The 16,796-nt window shown below is 44.2% G+C and carries 11 protein-coding genes and 3 rRNA genes; all 14 read left to right on the forward strand.

The window, feature by feature from the left end; genetic code table 11:
- Positions 1 to 48: 48 nt before the first annotated feature.
- The 14 genes from argC (at position 49) to B1s21122_RS03025 (ending at position 16,795) form a co-directional block, all read left to right on the forward strand.
- The gene (gene argC / locus B1s21122_RS02965) at positions 49 to 1,062 is read left to right on the forward strand and encodes an N-acetyl-gamma-glutamyl-phosphate reductase (RefSeq protein ID WP_095680710.1); all 1,014 of its coding nucleotides are present in this window, start codon (positions 49 to 51) and stop codon (positions 1,060 to 1,062) included.
- Positions 1,059 to 1,847, forward strand: coding sequence for an acetylglutamate kinase (gene argB, locus B1s21122_RS02970; protein WP_095680709.1), 789 nt, complete (start codon positions 1,059 to 1,061; stop codon positions 1,845 to 1,847). Before argC ends, argB begins: the two co-directional genes overlap by 4 nt.
- Positions 1,847 to 2,323, forward strand: coding sequence for an arginine repressor (locus B1s21122_RS02975; protein WP_095680708.1), 477 nt, complete (start codon positions 1,847 to 1,849; stop codon positions 2,321 to 2,323). Before argB ends, B1s21122_RS02975 begins: the two co-directional genes overlap by 1 nt.
- 45 nt (positions 2,324 to 2,368) lie before the next feature.
- On the forward strand, positions 2,369 to 3,751 hold the full coding sequence (gene argH / locus B1s21122_RS02980; RefSeq protein ID WP_236861146.1) for an argininosuccinate lyase: 1,383 nt from the start codon (positions 2,369 to 2,371) through the stop codon (positions 3,749 to 3,751).
- Entirely contained in the window at positions 3,748 to 5,022 is a 1,275-nt protein-coding gene (gene tyrS / locus B1s21122_RS02985; RefSeq protein ID WP_095680706.1) for a tyrosine--tRNA ligase, read from the forward strand. The genes argH and tyrS overlap by 4 nt, the downstream gene beginning before the upstream one ends.
- Before the next feature lie 489 nt (positions 5,023 to 5,511).
- A 16S ribosomal RNA gene (locus B1s21122_RS02990) occupies positions 5,512 to 7,026 on the forward strand.
- 263 nt (positions 7,027 to 7,289) lie between these two features.
- Positions 7,290 to 10,376 (forward strand): 23S ribosomal RNA (locus B1s21122_RS02995).
- Positions 10,377 to 10,496: 120 nt separating this feature from the next.
- A 5S ribosomal RNA gene (gene rrf / locus B1s21122_RS03000) occupies positions 10,497 to 10,613 on the forward strand.
- The 16S, 23S and 5S rRNA genes sit together here, the layout of an rRNA operon.
- 118 nt (positions 10,614 to 10,731) lie before the next feature.
- On the forward strand, positions 10,732 to 10,890 hold the full coding sequence (locus B1s21122_RS06395; protein WP_190278582.1) for a hypothetical protein: 159 nt from the start codon (positions 10,732 to 10,734) through the stop codon (positions 10,888 to 10,890).
- A 4-nt stretch (positions 10,891 to 10,894) separates the two neighbouring features.
- Positions 10,895 to 11,683, forward strand: coding sequence for a TlyA family RNA methyltransferase (locus tag B1s21122_RS03005; RefSeq protein WP_095680705.1), 789 nt, complete (start codon positions 10,895 to 10,897; stop codon positions 11,681 to 11,683).
- The gene (locus B1s21122_RS03010; RefSeq protein ID WP_095680704.1) at positions 11,680 to 12,528 is read left to right on the forward strand and encodes an NAD kinase; all 849 of its coding nucleotides are present in this window, start codon (positions 11,680 to 11,682) and stop codon (positions 12,526 to 12,528) included. The genes B1s21122_RS03005 and B1s21122_RS03010 overlap by 4 nt, the downstream gene beginning before the upstream one ends.
- Entirely contained in the window at positions 12,518 to 14,236 is a 1,719-nt protein-coding gene (recN, locus tag B1s21122_RS03015) for a DNA repair protein RecN (RefSeq protein WP_190278583.1), read from the forward strand. Before B1s21122_RS03010 ends, recN begins: the two co-directional genes overlap by 11 nt.
- Positions 14,237 to 14,250: 14 nt before the next feature.
- Positions 14,251 to 15,888 (forward strand): CTP synthase, encoded by a 1,638-nt coding sequence (locus B1s21122_RS03020; protein WP_095680702.1) that lies wholly within the window; start codon positions 14,251 to 14,253, stop codon positions 15,886 to 15,888.
- Positions 15,878 to 16,795 carry a site-specific tyrosine recombinase XerD gene (locus B1s21122_RS03025; RefSeq protein ID WP_095680701.1) on the forward strand — a complete coding sequence of 306 codons (918 nt, stop codon included), beginning with the start codon at positions 15,878 to 15,880 and terminating at the stop codon, positions 16,793 to 16,795. The genes B1s21122_RS03020 and B1s21122_RS03025 overlap by 11 nt, the downstream gene beginning before the upstream one ends.
- The last annotated feature ends 1 nt before the right edge of the window (position 16,796 follow it).

The raw sequence follows: 16,796 nt of genomic DNA on the forward strand, positions 1-16,796 counted from the left end.
ATATGCACAGAATTGCATAAATATACTACTTCACGCTACCCTTAAGCCATGAAAATTGGAGTAGTTGGCGCCAGCGGATATGCAGGTGGGGAACTGCTGCGATTGTTATCTGAGCATCCGAATTTTGAAATTAGTTTTATTGGTGCGCACACCAACGCGGGAGAATCCATAACTGCCCTGCATCCACAATTAATTCAGTTTGAAGGTCAGCAGTTTTCGGCAGTAAATGTCGATGATTTAAACAAATGTGATTTAGTTTTCACAGCATTGCCCCATGGTGAATCGGCCAAACTTATTTCTCAATTAAATGAGAAGGTGAAGATTGTTGATCTAGGAGCTGATTATCGTCTGACTGATAAAACTCAATGGGATAAGTATTATGGGGGATCTTACGCTGGGAGTTGGACCTATGGATTGCCAGAATTAACGGATCATCAATTAATCACTAAATCCAAACATGTTGCTAGCCCGGGTTGTTATGCAACAGCCATTGCGCTCTCAGTTGCGCCAGTAATAAATCAAATTGATAGTGAAGATATTGTGGTGGTTGCTGCCTCTGGAACAACTGGGGCGGGCAGAACCGCAAAGGTTAACTTGATTGGTAGTGAGGTAATGAACAATCTCACCTCATATAAATTTGGTGGAGTTCACCAACATACCCCAGAGATAGAGCAAATTCTTAGCTCGATCTCTAATAAATCAGTCAAAATCTCATTCACACCAATACTTGCGCCTATGCCAAGAGGAATTCTGGCAACGGTTACGGCCAAGCTCATCACTGCAACCTCAGCACAAAAACTAAGAACCGTTTATTCAGATTTCTATGATAAAAGTAAATTTGTTTCGTTATTGACCGAGGGCCAAATGCCAATGACTAATTCAGTACTGGGCACAAGTAATGTATCCATGCAGATTGCACTAGATTCCCATGTAAATCGAATAATAATTTCAACCGCAATTGATAATCTCGGCAAAGGTGCGGCTGGTCAAGCCATTCAAAATGCTAATTTAATGTGTAACTTGGCAGAGGATGCTGGCTTGAAATTAGCAGGTGTTAGATGATCGTTATTAAATACGGTGGCAACGCATTGCCAGATCAAAACACATCCGATCCAGTGCTAGAAGCAATAGCAGATGCCTTCTTAGATGGAGAACAAATAGTTTTAGTGCATGGTGGGGGACCCCAAATTGATGCAGCTTTGGCTGAAAAAGGCATAGGCAAGAATAAAGTTGCCGGTTATCGAGTGACCGATGAAGAGGTGTTTAATGTTGTGCAATCTGTGCTTAGTGGTCAAGTTTTAAGATCCATCGTTAACTATCTGATTGGAAGTGAGGTAAATGCTGTTGGTTTATCCGCTTCAGATGGGGGATTGATCAGGGCTAGAAAATTTGAACCAATCGTTGATGGTAAATCAGTTGATATTGGTTATGTCGGTGAGGTTGATGAAATCAACCCGATGATTTTAGAAACCCTGATGACAGAAGGTTTCCTGCCAGTGATCTCACCGGTCGCAACAGATAACGACGGCGTTGGTTTTAATATCAATGCTGATTTAGTAGCCGCCGCCGTTGGTGGGGCGTTGAGAGCTGATTCAGTTCTGTTTTTAACAGATGTTGATGGTATCTACCGTGCCTGGCCGGACAAATCATCATTGATTTCTGAGATTTCAATTGATGAACTTAAACAGATTGCTCCCAGTTTTGCAGATGGAATGATTCCAAAAGTAAGGGCTGCTATAAGTGCAATTGATTCAGGTGCGTTTTCAGTGCGGATTGCAAATGGAACCGACCTAGTATCGGTTTTAGACGCTTTGGATAATCAAGGCGGAACATTGGTGAGCGCCTAATGGCTAAGTTAAATATGCAAAGTGCAACAGCTAGACGTTCTCTTGTAATCAAGTTAGTTGATGATGCACTAATACATTCTCAAAGTGATTTGGTTAGGGAGCTAGGAAAACTTGGATATGTAGTGACTCAGGCAACAGCAAGTAGAGATCTAGAAGAACTAGGCGCGGTTCGAGGCAAAGACAACTCTGGAATTTTTCGTTATCAATTTGTTTCCGCACCTCAAAGTTCAAAAAGTAGAGGTGTTTCTGAGTTTATCGCATCAGTTGAGGCAAGTGGTAATTTAGCAGTTGTGAAAACTCCGCCAGGGGCTGCTCAACTTTTAGCTGGTAATTTAGATCGGGCGATGAAAAGCGGCAAACTAAATTCTGCAATCGGTACGATTGCCGGAGATGACACTGTGCTGGTCGTGGCTAAATCTGCGGCAGGCGGACCATCCCTTGCTAAGGAAATTACTAAATTTTTTGGAGGCAAGTAAGTGACACTTTGGGGTGGCAGATTTAATCAATCACCTGCACAATCGATGCGTGATCTATCCCGAAGCGTGCATTTTGACTGGAGATTAGCCCCGTATGAAATCGAGGTGAACCTGGTTCATTTAAGCAATCTGATGAAGCAAAAAATTGTGTCAAAATCAGATGGCGAGATTCTGCAAAAAGGATTGTTAGATCTAGCAAGTGAGATCGGTAGCGGTAAATTCACCTATAACAACGATGATGAAGATGTACACAGCGCTATAGAACGTGGTTTAGTCGAAAAATGTGGATCACTCGGTGGAGCTATTCGAGCCGGAAGATCTCGAAATGATTTAGTAATAACCGATTTTAAGCTCTATTTGGTTGATCATCTGCTTGAGATTGCTAGCGCAATAATTAACTTAGCAAAAAGCTTTAATATTCAGGCTACAAATCAAATAGATGTCATAGCGCCAGGTTTTACTCATACCCAGCACGCACAACCAATCACTTTTGGCCAAGAATTAAGTAAGCACTCCCACGCTCTTTTAAGAGATGTTGATCGAATCTTTGATTGGATTGATCGAAATAACTACTCACCATTTGGCGCTGGTGCTTTAGCGGGATCTTCAATCCAACCTGAGCCTGAAACCACGGCTTTAAATCTTGGGTTTAGTGGCGTGATGGAGAACAGTATTGACGCAGTCAGTGATCGAGATTTTGCAGCAGAAGCTTTGTTTATTATGGCGATGATTGGTATTCATTTATCAAAGATAGGTGAAGAGTTTGTGTTATGGAGCTCAACTGAATTTGATTGGGTTGAGATTGATGATGCCTATGCGACGGGATCTTCCATCATGCCGCAGAAGAAGAATGCTGATGTTGCAGAATTAGCCAGAGGAAAATCAGGTCGCTTCATTGGCAACTTGACCGCTTTGTTCGTTGTTTTAAAGGCAATGCCTTTTGCATACAACCGCGATTTACAAGAAGATAAAGAGCCAATTTTTGATTCAGTGGATCAATTATTGATTTTGCTGCCTGCGATAACTGGCATGGTTCAAACAGCAAAATTTAAGCAATCAAATATTTCAAAAGGTGCTGCTGCCGGTTATTCATTAGCTACTGAGATTGCAGATTTTTTAAGTAAAAGCGGTGTGCCATTTTCACTAGCCCATGAGGTGGCAGGAGAGTGTGTTAAATTCTGTGAAAAAAATGGAATCGAACTTGATCAGATGAGTGATCAACAGTTACTTACCATGCATCCAAATTTAACCCCCGAGGTAAAGAAGTTTCTAAATGTTTCCGGTGCTGTATCTTCTCGGACCTCAGCTATGGGCACATCAAAGAATTCAGTTTTGGCCGCAATTAACAAGTTAAACCAAGACATCTCTGGGGTGGATAAGGTTATTGCCTCCCTGCGAAAGCAGTTTTCGGGCATGATCAACCCATGAGTAATGCACTTTTGGATGATTTGGAATGGCGCGGCTTAATCGCACAATCCACAGATCGTAAAGAGTTAGAAAACGCGCTATCCAAGCCAATTTCACTTTACCTTGGCGTTGATCCAACGGCGCCAAGCATGCATCTTGGAAACCTCGTAGTCTTCCTAGTGCTAAGAAGATTTCAGTTAGCCGGTCATCGTCCAATCGCCCTAGTTGGTGGAGCCACGGGATTAGTCGGTGATCCCAGTGGAAAAAATGATGAGCGCACATTAAATGAAGAAAAGCTAGTTGCAGAATGGGTTTCAAAGATGCGTAAGCAGGTTGAGAAAATATTGGATTTTAAGGATAAAGATACGAGTGCAAAATTGGTTAATAATTTAGATTGGACCAAAGCAATTTCTGCACTTGAATTATTAAGAGATATCGGCAAGCATTTCTCGGTTAATCAGATGTTGGCTAAGGATTCAGTTGCGACCAGGTTGTCTAGTACTGGAATCTCTTATACAGAATTTTCTTACCAAGTTTTGCAAGCATACGATTACCTCGAACTTTATCGACGAGATCAATGTAAATTACAAATTGGTGGCTCAGATCAATGGGGCAACATCGTTGCTGGCTTAGATCTCATCCGTAAAGTTGAAGGTGGTAGCGCGCATGCTCTAACTGTGCCACTGCTTGCTAAATCAGATGGTTCAAAATTTGGTAAAACAGCAAGTGGTGCTATTTGGTTAGAGGAAAGTATGACCAGCGCTTATGAATTCTTTCAATTTTGGCTAAATAGTGATGATGTAGATATGCCTAAACTATTGAAGGTATTTTCTATGAAAAATAGAGCTGAAATAGAAGAGTTAATTGAAAAGGTTAAAACTAATCCAGGAGCTAGAGAGGCCCATCGAGAATTGGCCAGGGAGATGACCGCCATGATCCATGGAAGCGCGATGGCTAATTCTGTGGAAGAGGCAGCTAAGGCTTTATTTGGTCAGGGGGAGATCGGTGATTTAGATCTTAAAACTCTGGATTCGGCCCTCTCTCAATTACCAAAAACCACCATTAAAAAGGGAGACCCCTACCCAACTTGGGTTGATTTATTGACAGCCACCGGCGTAGTGGAGTCAAAATCGGCCGCTAGGCGCATTGTTAAAGAGGGTGGGGCGTATTTGAACAATAAAAAGGTTGAAAGTGAGGATTTCACCCCTTCCAAAACCGATCTTTTGCATGGTAAGTACCTACTTCTTCGCAAGGGAAAACGGGATTTGGCAGCCGTTGAGGTCCAAGGCTAAAACCGCCCTTTCTTGACCCGATAGCCGATTTGACCCCCCTTCTACGCGGGGGCTATATTTCACCTCCCCATACGAGACGGACTTCAGAAGAAGGCCGGGTGTGGAAAACCCCGATTTTTAAGGTTTGTAGGCATGCCTAGAAACTAAAAAATGGGTTGCCCTGCACGCAGAAGCAATTTTGCAACCAGTGCGCAGTCGTACCTTGAGAACTCAACAACGTGCAATAAAGTCAATGCCAAAGATTTCTTTAAGAAATCGAAGGCATTAATTGACGTTGTTAATTTTAATTTATTAAAAATAACAATTTCATTTTTGTTTTATAAATACCTTTGAAACTTAATTTACTAATTTATTTATTTTAATTAATAAATAGATTTGCTTTAAGTACAAAACAAAAAACAATTGATAAAGACTATAAACATAAGCGAACTCTGATTAATAAATTTATTAATTAGATAGCCATGTTTGTCTTTTTGTCAGATCAAATTTTCTATGGAGAGTTTGATCCTGGCTCAGGACGAACGCTGGCGGCGTGCTTAACACATGCAAGTCGAGCGATGAAGTTTCTTCGGAAATGGATTAGCGGCGAACGGGTGAGGAACACGTGAAGAATCTGCCCTCCACTTTGGGATAACACCGGGAAACCGGTGCTAATACCGAATATTGAAACATAAGTGGCATCACTGAGTTTTGAAAGAATTTCGGTGGAGGATGACTTCGCGGCCTATCAGCTAGTTGGTGAGGTAATGGCTCACCAAGGCAACGACGGGTAGCCGGCCTGAGAGGGCGACCGGCCACACTGGGACTGAGACACGGCCCAGACTCCTACGGGAGGCAGCAGTGGGGAATATTGGGCAATGGAGGAAACTCTGACCCAGCGACGCCGCGTGCGGGATGAAGGCCTTCGGGTTGTAAACCGCTTTCAGTAGGGAAGAAGCGAAAGTGACGGTACCTACAAAAGAAGCACCGGCTAACTATGTGCCAGCAGCCGCGGTAATACATAGGGTGCAAGCGTTGTCCGGAATTATTGGGCGTAAAGAGCTCGTAGGTCGTTTGTTACGTCGGATGTGAAAACCTGAGGCTCAACCTCAGGCCTGCATTCGATACGGGCAAACTAGAGTTTGGTAGGGGAGACTGGAATTCCTGGTGTAGCGGTGGAATGCGCAGATATCAGGAGGAACACCAATGGCGAAGGCAGGTCTCTGGGCCAATACTGACACTGAGGAGCGAAAGTCTGGGGAGCGAACAGGATTAGATACCCTGGTAGTCCAGACCGTAAACGGTGGGCACTAGTTGTGGGAACCTTCCACGGTTTCTGCGACGCAGCTAACGCATTAAGTGCCCCGCCTGGGGAGTACGATCGCAAGATTAAAACTCAAAGGAATTGACGGGGCCCCGCACAAGCAGCGGAGCATGCGGCTTAATTCGACGCAACGCGAAGAACCTTACCAAGGCTTGACATATAGGGAAAAGTGGCAGAGATGTCATGTCCGCAAGGGCTCTATACAGGTGGTGCATGGTTGTCGTCAGCTCGTGTCGTGAGATGTTGGGTTAAGTCCCGCAACGAGCGCAACCCTCGTTCTGTGTTGCCAGCATTTAGTTGGGGACTCACAGGAGACTGCCGGGGTTAACTCGGAGGAAGGTGGGGATGACGTCAAATCATCATGCCCCTTATGTCTTGGGCTGCACGCATGCTACAATGGCCGGTACAGAGGGCTGCAATACCGTAAGGTGGAGCGAATCCCAAAAAGCCGGTCTCAGTTCGGATTGAGGTCTGCAACTCGACCTCATGAAGTTGGAGTTGCTAGTAATCGTAGATCAGCATCGCTACGGTGAATACGTTCCCGGGGCTTGTACACACCGCCCGTCACGTCACGAAAGTCGGTAACACCCAAAGTCAGTGGCCCAACCGCAAGGGGGGAGCTGCCTAAGGTGGGATCGGTGATTGGGACGAAGTCGTAACAAGGTAGGCGTACCGGAAGGTGCGGCTGGATCACCTCCTTTCTAAGGAGCTTTCTTTAGATAAGTGGAGCATTGACTTTAATTTCCCCACAATTATCTTTTAAATTAATTTAAATTTTATTTGTTGAAATATTGCGCGTTGTTGGGTCCTGAGGGTACGAACCCTCTGGAGTTAATTAATAGGTGAAAATGTTTTTAAGCTTTTTATGTAAATAAAAAATAAAAATAACTCATCAACGTTAATTAACATCGCCCGTACCTTGAGAACTACACAGTGAACGCGAGCATCTTTGTAATAAATGTAGAAACAAATTAATAAGTGCAAATGGCGGATGCCTAGGCACCAGAAGCCGATGAAGGTCGTAGGAGGCTGCGAAAAGCCTCGGGGAGCCGCCAACCAGGCTTCGATCCGAGGATTACCGAATGGGGAAACCCGGCTGGAGTAATGTCCAGTCATTTCTCTCTGAATAAATAGGAGAGTCAAAGGTAACGAGGGGAAGTGAAACATCTCAGTACCCTCAGGAAGAGAAAACAACCGTGATTCCGTTAGTAGTGGCGAGCGAAAGCGGAAGAGGCTAAACCAATCATGTGCCAAGCCGGCAGGCGTTGCATGATCGGTGTCGTGGGACTAAATCGAATTGACTGCCGTTAATTCAACAAGTCAGAAAATAATGAAATAGATGAAGGACGTGGGAAAGTCCGGCATAGAAGGTGAGACCCCTGTAGTCGAAATTTCATTATCTTGTTTTTAGTATCCCAAGTAATACCGGACTCGTGTAATCCGGTATGAATCTGGCGGGACCACCCGCTAAGCCTAAATACTCTCTGGTGACCGATAGTGAACAAGTACCGTGAGGGAAAGGTGAAAAGAACCCCGCAAGGGGAGTGAAATAGAATCTGAAACCGTTTGCATACAAACCGTTGGAGCTGCCTTGTGCAGTGACAGCGTGCCTTTTGAAGAATGAGTCTACGAGTTAGTGTGATGTAGCAAGGTTAACCCGTCGAGGGGAAGCCGTAGCGAAAGCGAGTCTGAATAGGGCGAATAAGTTGCATCATCTAAACCCGAAGCGAGGTGATCTCGCCATGACCAGGTTGAAGCGCGGGTAAGACCGCGTGGAGGACCGAACCCACTAAAGTTGAAAATTTAGGGGATGAGTTGTGGCTAGGGGTGAAAGACCAATCAAACTTCGTGATAGCTGGTTCTCTCCGAAATGCATTTAGGTGCAGCGTCACGTGTTTCTTACTGGAGGTAGAGCTACTGGATGGCCGAGGGGTCCTACAAGATTACCAACGTCAGCCAAACTCCGAATGCCAGTAAGTGAGAACGTGGCAGTGAGACAGTGGGGGATAAGCTTCATTGTCGAGAGGGAAACAACCCAGAACAGCAACTAAGGTCCCAAAGCCTGTGCTAAGTGGAAAAGGATGTGAAGTCGCATAGACAACCAGGAGGTTGGCTTAGAAGCAGCCACCCTTAAAAGAGTGCGTAATAGCTCACTGGTCAAGTGATTTCGCGCCGACAATGTAACGGGGCTCAAGCACAGCACCGAAGTTCTGTCATTCACACACTATCCCGGTCGCAAGATCCAGGAGTGTGGATGGGTAGGAGAGCGTTGTGTAACTAGTGAAGCGGCGGAGAAATCCAGCCGTGGAAGTTACACAAGTGAGAATGTAGACATGAGTAGCGAAAGACGGGTGAGAAACCCGTCCACCGAATGACCAAGGGTTCCTGAGCCAGGCTAATCCGCTCAGGGTAAGTCGGGTCCTAAGGCGAGGCCGACAGGCGTAGTCGATGGACAACTGGTTGATATTCCAGTACCCACAATAAACCGACCGTGACGAATCAATAATGCTAAGTGTTTGAAGTTGGCTAGCAATAGCTGATGGAGCGCACGACCCAAGTTGGTAGTAGTCAAGCAATGGAGAGACGCAGGAAGGTAGTCCAACCCAGGCGATGGTTGACCTGGGGTAAGAGTGTAGGAGGTTCTGTAGGAAAATCCGCAGAACAATCTCTGAGACTTGATGCCGAGCCGTAAGGCGAAGTGGATGATCCTATGCTGCCAAGAAAATCTTCTAGCGAGGTTTGTAGTGGCCCGTACCCGAAACCGACACAGGTGGTCAGGTAGAGAATACCAAGGTGATCGAGAGAATCGTGGTGAAGGAACTCGGCAAAATACCCCCGTAACTTCGGGAGAAGGGGGGCTAATTTTTGTGTAGAGGTTTTCCTTCGAAGCATAAGTTAGACGCAGAGAATAGGCTCAAGCGACTGTTTACCAAAAACACAGGTCCGTGCGAAGTTGCAAAACGATGTATACGGACTGACGCCTGCCCGGTGCTGGAAGGTTAAGGGGACTAGTTAGCTCTTCGGAGCGAAGCTGAGAACTTAAGCCCCAGTAAACGGCGGTGGTAACTATAACCATCCTAAGGTAGCGAAATTCCTTGTCGGGTAAGTTCCGACCTGCACGAATGGCGTAACGACTTGAGCGCTGTCTCCACCATGAACTCGGCGAAATTGCAGTACGAGTAAAGATGCTCGTTACGCGCGGAAAGACGGAAAGACCCCGGGACCTTTACTATATCTTGATATTGGTACTCGGAACGTTCTGTGTAGCATAGGTGGGAGACTTTGAAGCGGCACGCCAGTGTTCGTGGAGTCAAAAAATGAAATACCACTCTGAACGTTTTGAGTTTCTAACCTCGGCCCATTATCTGGGTCAGGGACAGTGTCTGGTGGGTAGTTTAACTGGGGCGGTTGCCTCCCAAAAAGTAACGGAGGCGCTCAAAGGTTCCCTCAGCCTGGTTGGTAATCAGGTGTCGAGTGTAAGTGCACAAGGGAGCTTAACTGTGAGACAGACATGTCAAGCAGGTGCGAAAGCAGGAACTAGTGATCCGGCGGTGGCTTGTGGAAGCGCCGTCGCTCAACGGATAAAAGGTACCCCGGGGATAACAGGCTGATCTTGCCCAAGAGTCCATATCGACGGCAAGGTTTGGCACCTCGATGTCGGCTCGTCTCATCCTGGGGCTGGAGTAGGTCCCAAGGGTTGGGCTGTTCGCCCATTAAAGAGGCACGCGAGCTGGGTTCAGAACGTCGTGAGACAGTTCGGTCCCTATCTTCCGTGCGCGAAGGAAACTTGAGAAGGGCTGTCCCTAGTACGAGAGGACCGGGACGGACGAACCTCTTGTGTGTCGGTTGTTTCGCCAGAAGCACGGCCGATTAGCAACGTTCGGAAGGGATAACCGCTGAAAGCATCTAAGCGGGAAGCTCGCTTCGAGATTAGGTTTCCCACTGGTTTACCAGGTAAGACCCCCAAGAGACTATTGGGTTGATAGGCCGGAAGTGGAAGAGGCGCAAGCCTTGCAGCTGACCGGTACTAATAGGTCGAGGATTTAACTACAACAATAAAAATAAATTTGAATCGCGTTCACTGTGTGGTTCCCGAGCTACGGTCGGGGATAAAAATAATATTAGATTAATTTCTAATGATTTTTATCTTGACTTGATAACTCAATAATGTTTCGGCGGCCTTAGCATAGGGGAAACACCCGGTCCCATTTCGAACCCGGAAGTTAAGCCCTATAGCGTCGATGGTACTGCAAGGGGGACCTTGTGGGAGAGTAGATCGCCGCCGGACTCAATTTAATGATAAGCCTCATCTGTTAATTCAGGTGGGGCTTATTTTTTTTCATAACCCGCCCGCAAAAAATGGTGAAAAGTGAGCCAAAATCAAGGCTTTTCGATACCTTACATCTATGAATCAAGAAATAAGTGATCAACCAAATATTGATCTAGCCAAGATTAAATCAAACATTGCATCGGTAAATGATTTACCAATCTCATCTCACAGCGCAGAGTTTGAGAAAATTCATAAACAATTACAACAAGCGTTAACAAATCTAGACGGAGTTTAAGTAAATGAAGACCCGGCTAGATGCGGAGTTGGTCAGACGCGAACTAGCTCGATCTAGAGAGAGCGCAGTTGAATTAATCACCGCTGGCAAAGTTTTAGTCAATGGTATTCCAGCAACAAAAGCAGCATCCCAAGTTGATGCTCAAATTTCCATTACTTTAAAAGATGAACAAGCAGAGTTTGTATCTCGAGGCGGTCATAAACTAGCTGGTGCGTTAGATTATTTTTCTAATTTAACCGTAGAAGGCAAAGTAGCTCTAGATGCTGGGGCTTCAACGGGTGGTTTCACAGATGTGTTGTTAAAACGTGGGGTTAAGAAAGTTGTGGCTGCAGATGTGGGTTACGGTCAACTAGCTTGGCAATTACAAAGTGATGACCGGGTAAAAATATTAGATCGAGTTAATGTTCGCTCTCTTACCAAGCAGCAGGTAGGAGATGAGATCGACCTAGTAGTAGCAGATCTTTCTTTCATATCTTTAAAATTAGTATTACCTGCCTTAATAGAGGTGGCAAAGGAGGACGCTGATTTTTTGGTTATGGTAAAACCTCAATTTGAGGTGGGCAAAGAGAAATTAGGAGCAGGCGGAGTTGTTCGAGATTCACATCTGCGCAAAGAAGCTGTGGCAGCGGTTGCAGATGTTGCTTTTTCACTGGGTTTAGGCTGTTTAGGGGTGGTAGCAAGCCCACTTCCAGGACCTAGTGGCAATGTTGAGTACTTTTTGTGGTTGAACAAAGCGGGTAAAGCCTTATTAGAAGTAGATTTAGATCTTGCGATTGAAAAGGGGCCAGCATGAGCAAGGTTGTTAAATCAGTACTGCTGGTAATTCATTCTAATCGCCCTGAGGCGAGTGCAACAGCAAAAGATTTAGCTAAGTTGTTAACCGAGAAACAAATTGAAGTGTTTTCAACTCTGCCAAATCTTTCGATTAATGAATTTAGCAATCAACAAATTGATTTAGCAGTTGTTCTTGGTGGTGATGGCACAATGCTACGGGCTGCTGAAATTTCCCGTGGCAAAGGTGTTCCAATTCTTGGTATTAACCTCGGTCATGTTGGTTTCCTAGCTGAGATTGAAAAGCCCTCTCTAAATGAAATAGTTACAGCGATCGCTAGCGCAACTTATTCAATTGAGGAGCGGATGAGTTTGAATTATCAATTAATTCGCGATGGCAAAGTATTGCAAACTGGATGGGCGCTTAATGAGGTATTGGTAGAACGAAATGATCATCAGATGATCGACACCTTCGTGCAAATTGATCATCGACCACTTTCTAGATGGTGGTGCGATTCAGTTATTTGCGCTACTCCAACTGGTTCAACTGCTTACGCCTACTCAGCTGGCGGACCGGTGGTCTGGCCTGAGGTAGATGCTTTAGTTTTACTACCGCTAGCAGCTCACTCCCTGTTTTCTAGACCAATGGTGGTCTCACCCAAATCAGAAATTGTGTTGGATTTAGGCAGTGATTCAGCTGATTTAAATGCTGATGGCATCAGAAGAATTACCTTAAAGAAGAATGATCGAGTGATATTAACTAGTGATAAAGAAGATGTCCTACTTGCTCATATAAAGCCGGCCACCTTTACTGATCGTTTAGTTGCTAAATTTAAGCTGCCAGTCGAGGGTTGGCGTGGGCAGTAAGAGGATTGGAAAAAGTAGCTTAGAAGAGATTTCAATTAGATCCCTGGGTGTTATCGAATCTTCCAATATTGAATTCAAACCGGGTTTAACTGTATTAACTGGTGAAACTGGCGCTGGTAAAACTATGGTGCTTACAGCGTTGGGATTGGTATTAGGCAATAAATCTGATTCTGATTTAGTAAGACAAGGTCAAGAACGGGCAATTGTTACCGGAAAATTTGCCGTCCCAAAAGAATTGGCGCAGCAAATTAGTGAGGCCGGCGGGGAGGTTGAAGATGAAAGTGTTGTCATCAGTCGAACTGTTAGTACAGCGGGCAAATCTCGTGTTCTAGTAGGTGGCATAGTTTCATCAGCTGCTGCAGTTTCATCCTTTGCAAGTTCTTTAGTTGAAATTCATGCCCAATCATCATCTTCTAAATTAACCAAGGCAGGTGTTGCCAGAGATTTATTAGATCGTTTTGCTGGACTAGATCTAGAGAATTATCAAGATACTTTCGAGCAATACCAACAGATGAAGCGAAGGATCAGTGAGTTGAAGGATCAGTTATCTCAGGCAGATCGACAGATTGCAGAACTTTCTGAATTAGCAGATGAGTTTGCAAGATTAAGTCCAAAATCTGGTGAACTAGTAGAGATAGAGAATGAGATTGCAAAATTAGGTTCAGTTGAGTTATTAAATCAAGCAGTTTCATCAGCCTTAAACCTTTTTGAAAATGAGGATCTTTCGGCTGTGAATCTGTTGCAGCAGATAAGAAAAAACTTAGATCAGGTAAATGGAAAGGATAAGCAACTAGATCAAATTTCTGAAAGATTCACTGAAAGCTTGCTTAATTTGCAAGATATATCAAGTGATCTAACCTCCTATCTTTCACAACTTGAAGCTGATCCAAATCGATTCGAAAAATTGCAGGATCGTAAGTCATCCTTAAATTCACTGCTGAAAAGATATGGCAAAGGCAGCGATAAAGAGGTTGCCTTCGAACAACTATTACTGGATGGCAAGAGCGCTAAAGAAAAGATCGCTGATTTGTCTGGTGGAGATCAAAGAATCATTGAGCTTGAGAAGGAGGCTGAGATTCTTTTCAAAAAGCTGCAGGAACAAGGATTATCGCTTAGTAAGTTACGAAATGAAAATGGTGCAAAGCTCTCCGCGCAGGTAACTGAAGAAGTCAGAAGTTTATCAATGCCAAATGCTTCTTTTGTAATTGATCAAATTGTTTCGGACAGCAAAAGCCCTAACTCTTATACATCAACTGGAATAGATGAAATATTTATTTTATTTTCGGCCCATTCTGGTGGTACACCACTTGCTTTAAATAAGGTAGCAAGCGGAGGTGAGTTATCTCGGGTGATGTTGGCTCTGGAGGTGGTTATCGCAGAGGCGGAACCGATTGGCACATATATATTTGATGAGGTTGATGCTGGTGTCGGCGGCAAGGCTGCAATTGAGGTGGGAAGACGTTTAGCAAAATTATCAAAATCAGCTCAAGTTATTGTCATCACCCATCTTGCTCAGGTTGCTGCTTGGGCTGATAATCATTTAGTAGTGAAAAAAAGTGAGAACGGCTTAGTCACTCAATCTGATGTGATGGAAGTTAGTGCGAATGGTCGAAAGATTGAAATTGCCAGAATGTTGAGTGGTCAAGAGGATTCGCAAACCGCGCAAGAACATGCAGGTGAGTTATTGGCTATCGTTAAGAATGCATGATAATCTAGTCTTCCATGACCGCCAATCATGTGAGTAAACATATATTTGTTACAGGTGGCGTCGCCTCAAGTTTAGGCAAAGGATTAACAGCTTCTAGCCTTGGTCGATTGCTGCGCGCTCGTGGTCTTCGAGTAACTATGCAAAAACTTGATCCCTATTTGAATGTTGACCCAGGCACGATGAATCCCTTTCAACATGGTGAAGTCTTTGTTACTGATGATGGCGCCGAGACCGATCTAGATATCGGTCATTATGAAAGATTTTTAGATACTAATTTGCACGGGTCAGCCAACATAACAACTGGGCAGATCTATTCAAAGGTTATTGCCAAGGAGCGCCGTGGTGAGTATCTGGGCGAAACTGTTCAAGTTATTCCACACATCACTAATCAAATCAAAGATGCGATGAAGGCTATGGCAGGTCCTGATGTGGATGTGGTTATTACAGAGATAGGTGGCACAGTTGGAGATATTGAATCCCAACCCTTTTTAGAGGCTGCCAGACAGATTAGGCAAGATGTGGGCCGAGATAACGTCTTCTATCTACACGTTTCGCTGGTGCCCTATATGGGTCCAGCTGGAGAGTTAAAAACTAAGCCAACCCAACACAGCGTTACAGCTCTTAGATCAATCGGAATAACACCGGACGCAATTGTGCTGCGAAGTGATCGGCAGATACCTGAATCGGTTAAGAAGAAAATCTCTTTAATGTGTGACGTTGATATTGAAGGCGTGGTCGCGGCAGTTGATGCACCATCTATATATGACATTCCAAAGGTTTTGTATTCAGAAGGCTTAGATGCCTATGTTGTTAAGCGCCTCCAAATTAAATGTGGGGATGTTGTTTGGGGTGAATGGGAAGATTTATTAAACAAAGTTCATAATCCAAAACATCAAGTAAATGTTGCATTAGTGGGTAAATATATTGATCTACCAGATGCCTACCTTTCAGTGACCGAAGCATTACGGGCTGGTGGCTTTGCCAATTTTGCAAAGGTAAATATCAAATGGGTTGCAAGTGATGATTGCGCAATTGATAAACAGGCGGCTACAAATCTGGGCGATGTTGATGCGATATGTGTCCCAGGAGGATTTGGTGTAAGAGGGATTGAAGGAAAATTAGGAGCCCTAAAGTACGCCCGCGAGAATAAAATCCCAACCCTAGGATTATGTCTAGGATTGCAATGTATGGTTATTGAGGTTGCACGCAACTTAGCTGGATTAAAAGATGCTAACTCCGCTGAGTTTGATGAATCAACTAGTAATCCAGTTATATCAACAATGAGTGATCAAGTTGAGATCGTCGCAGGTCATGGCCAAATGGGTGGCTCAATGCGACTTGGTTTGTATAAAGCAGATTTGCTTGCAGGCTCAGTAGTTGCCGGGGTTTATGGGAAAACCCAAATAAGTGAGAGACATCGTCATCGATATGAAGTTAACAATCAATATCGAGATCAGATTCTTAAAACTGGCTTAGTTTTTTCAGGTTTATCTCCAGATAAACACTTAGTGGAGTTTGTTGAGTTACCTAAAGAAACACATCCTTATTATGTAGGAACTCAAGCTCACCCAGAATTCTTATCCAGACCAACCAAACCACATCCTTTATTTGCCGGATTAATTGCGGCAGCGATCGCAAAGCATGGTAAGTGATCATCTAACAGATTTTTTCAATTACCTTTCGATCGAAAAGGGATTATCTGGCAATACCACCGCTGCATACCGGCGTGATTTAGAGAGATTTTTTCACTATTTATCGATAAACCAACTTAATATAGATCAGGTTTTTCCTGAGGAATTAGTTGGTTATATTTCCTGGCTTCGCGGCCGGGCCAATACGGAGTTTAAAATCGGTGAAGCCTCTATTGCAAGGAATGTAATTAGTCTTCGAAGTTATTTCACATATCTTGCAAAAGAACATAATTATCTGAATCCGACGCTGAATTTTCATCCACCAAAGATTCCAAAGCGCCTTCCTAAAGCGCTAACAGTTGATCAAATAATGAGCATCTTGGAGATTTCAGGAGATGATTTAATTTCACTTCGCGATCGAGCTTTACTAGAACTTTTATATGCAACTGGCGCCAGAGTTACTGAGATTATTAATCTAAATACCACTGATATCTCAACGATGAAAAATGATGATGCCCAAGTAACGACTATTAGAGTGAAAGGTAAGGGCGGAAAAGAAAGAGTAGTGCCTATTGGTAGCTTTGGATTAACGGCAGTAAATGATTATTTAACAAGATCAAGACCAACTTTAAGCAAAGTATTGACGCAGAAAGCATTATTTTTAAATCATAGGGGCGGCAGATTAACTAGACAAAGTGCGTGGAACATCGTGGCAAGCCGGGCAGCAAGAGCAGGTTTGGCAGAGGTTGTAACTCCACATTCGATGCGTCACTCATTTGCAACGCATCTATTAGATGGGGGAGCAGATATTCGAGTAGTGCAAGAGTTACTTGGTCATGCTTCAGTTACTACAACACAAATTTATACTTTAATTACGATAGATCGATTGCGTGAAAGTTACGCTAGCGCGCATCCAAGGAGCAAGTAGG

The sequence above is a fragment of the Candidatus Nanopelagicus limnes genome, from assembly GCF_002287885.2.
GTDB lineage: Bacteria > Actinomycetota > Actinomycetes > Nanopelagicales > Nanopelagicaceae > Nanopelagicus > Nanopelagicus limnae.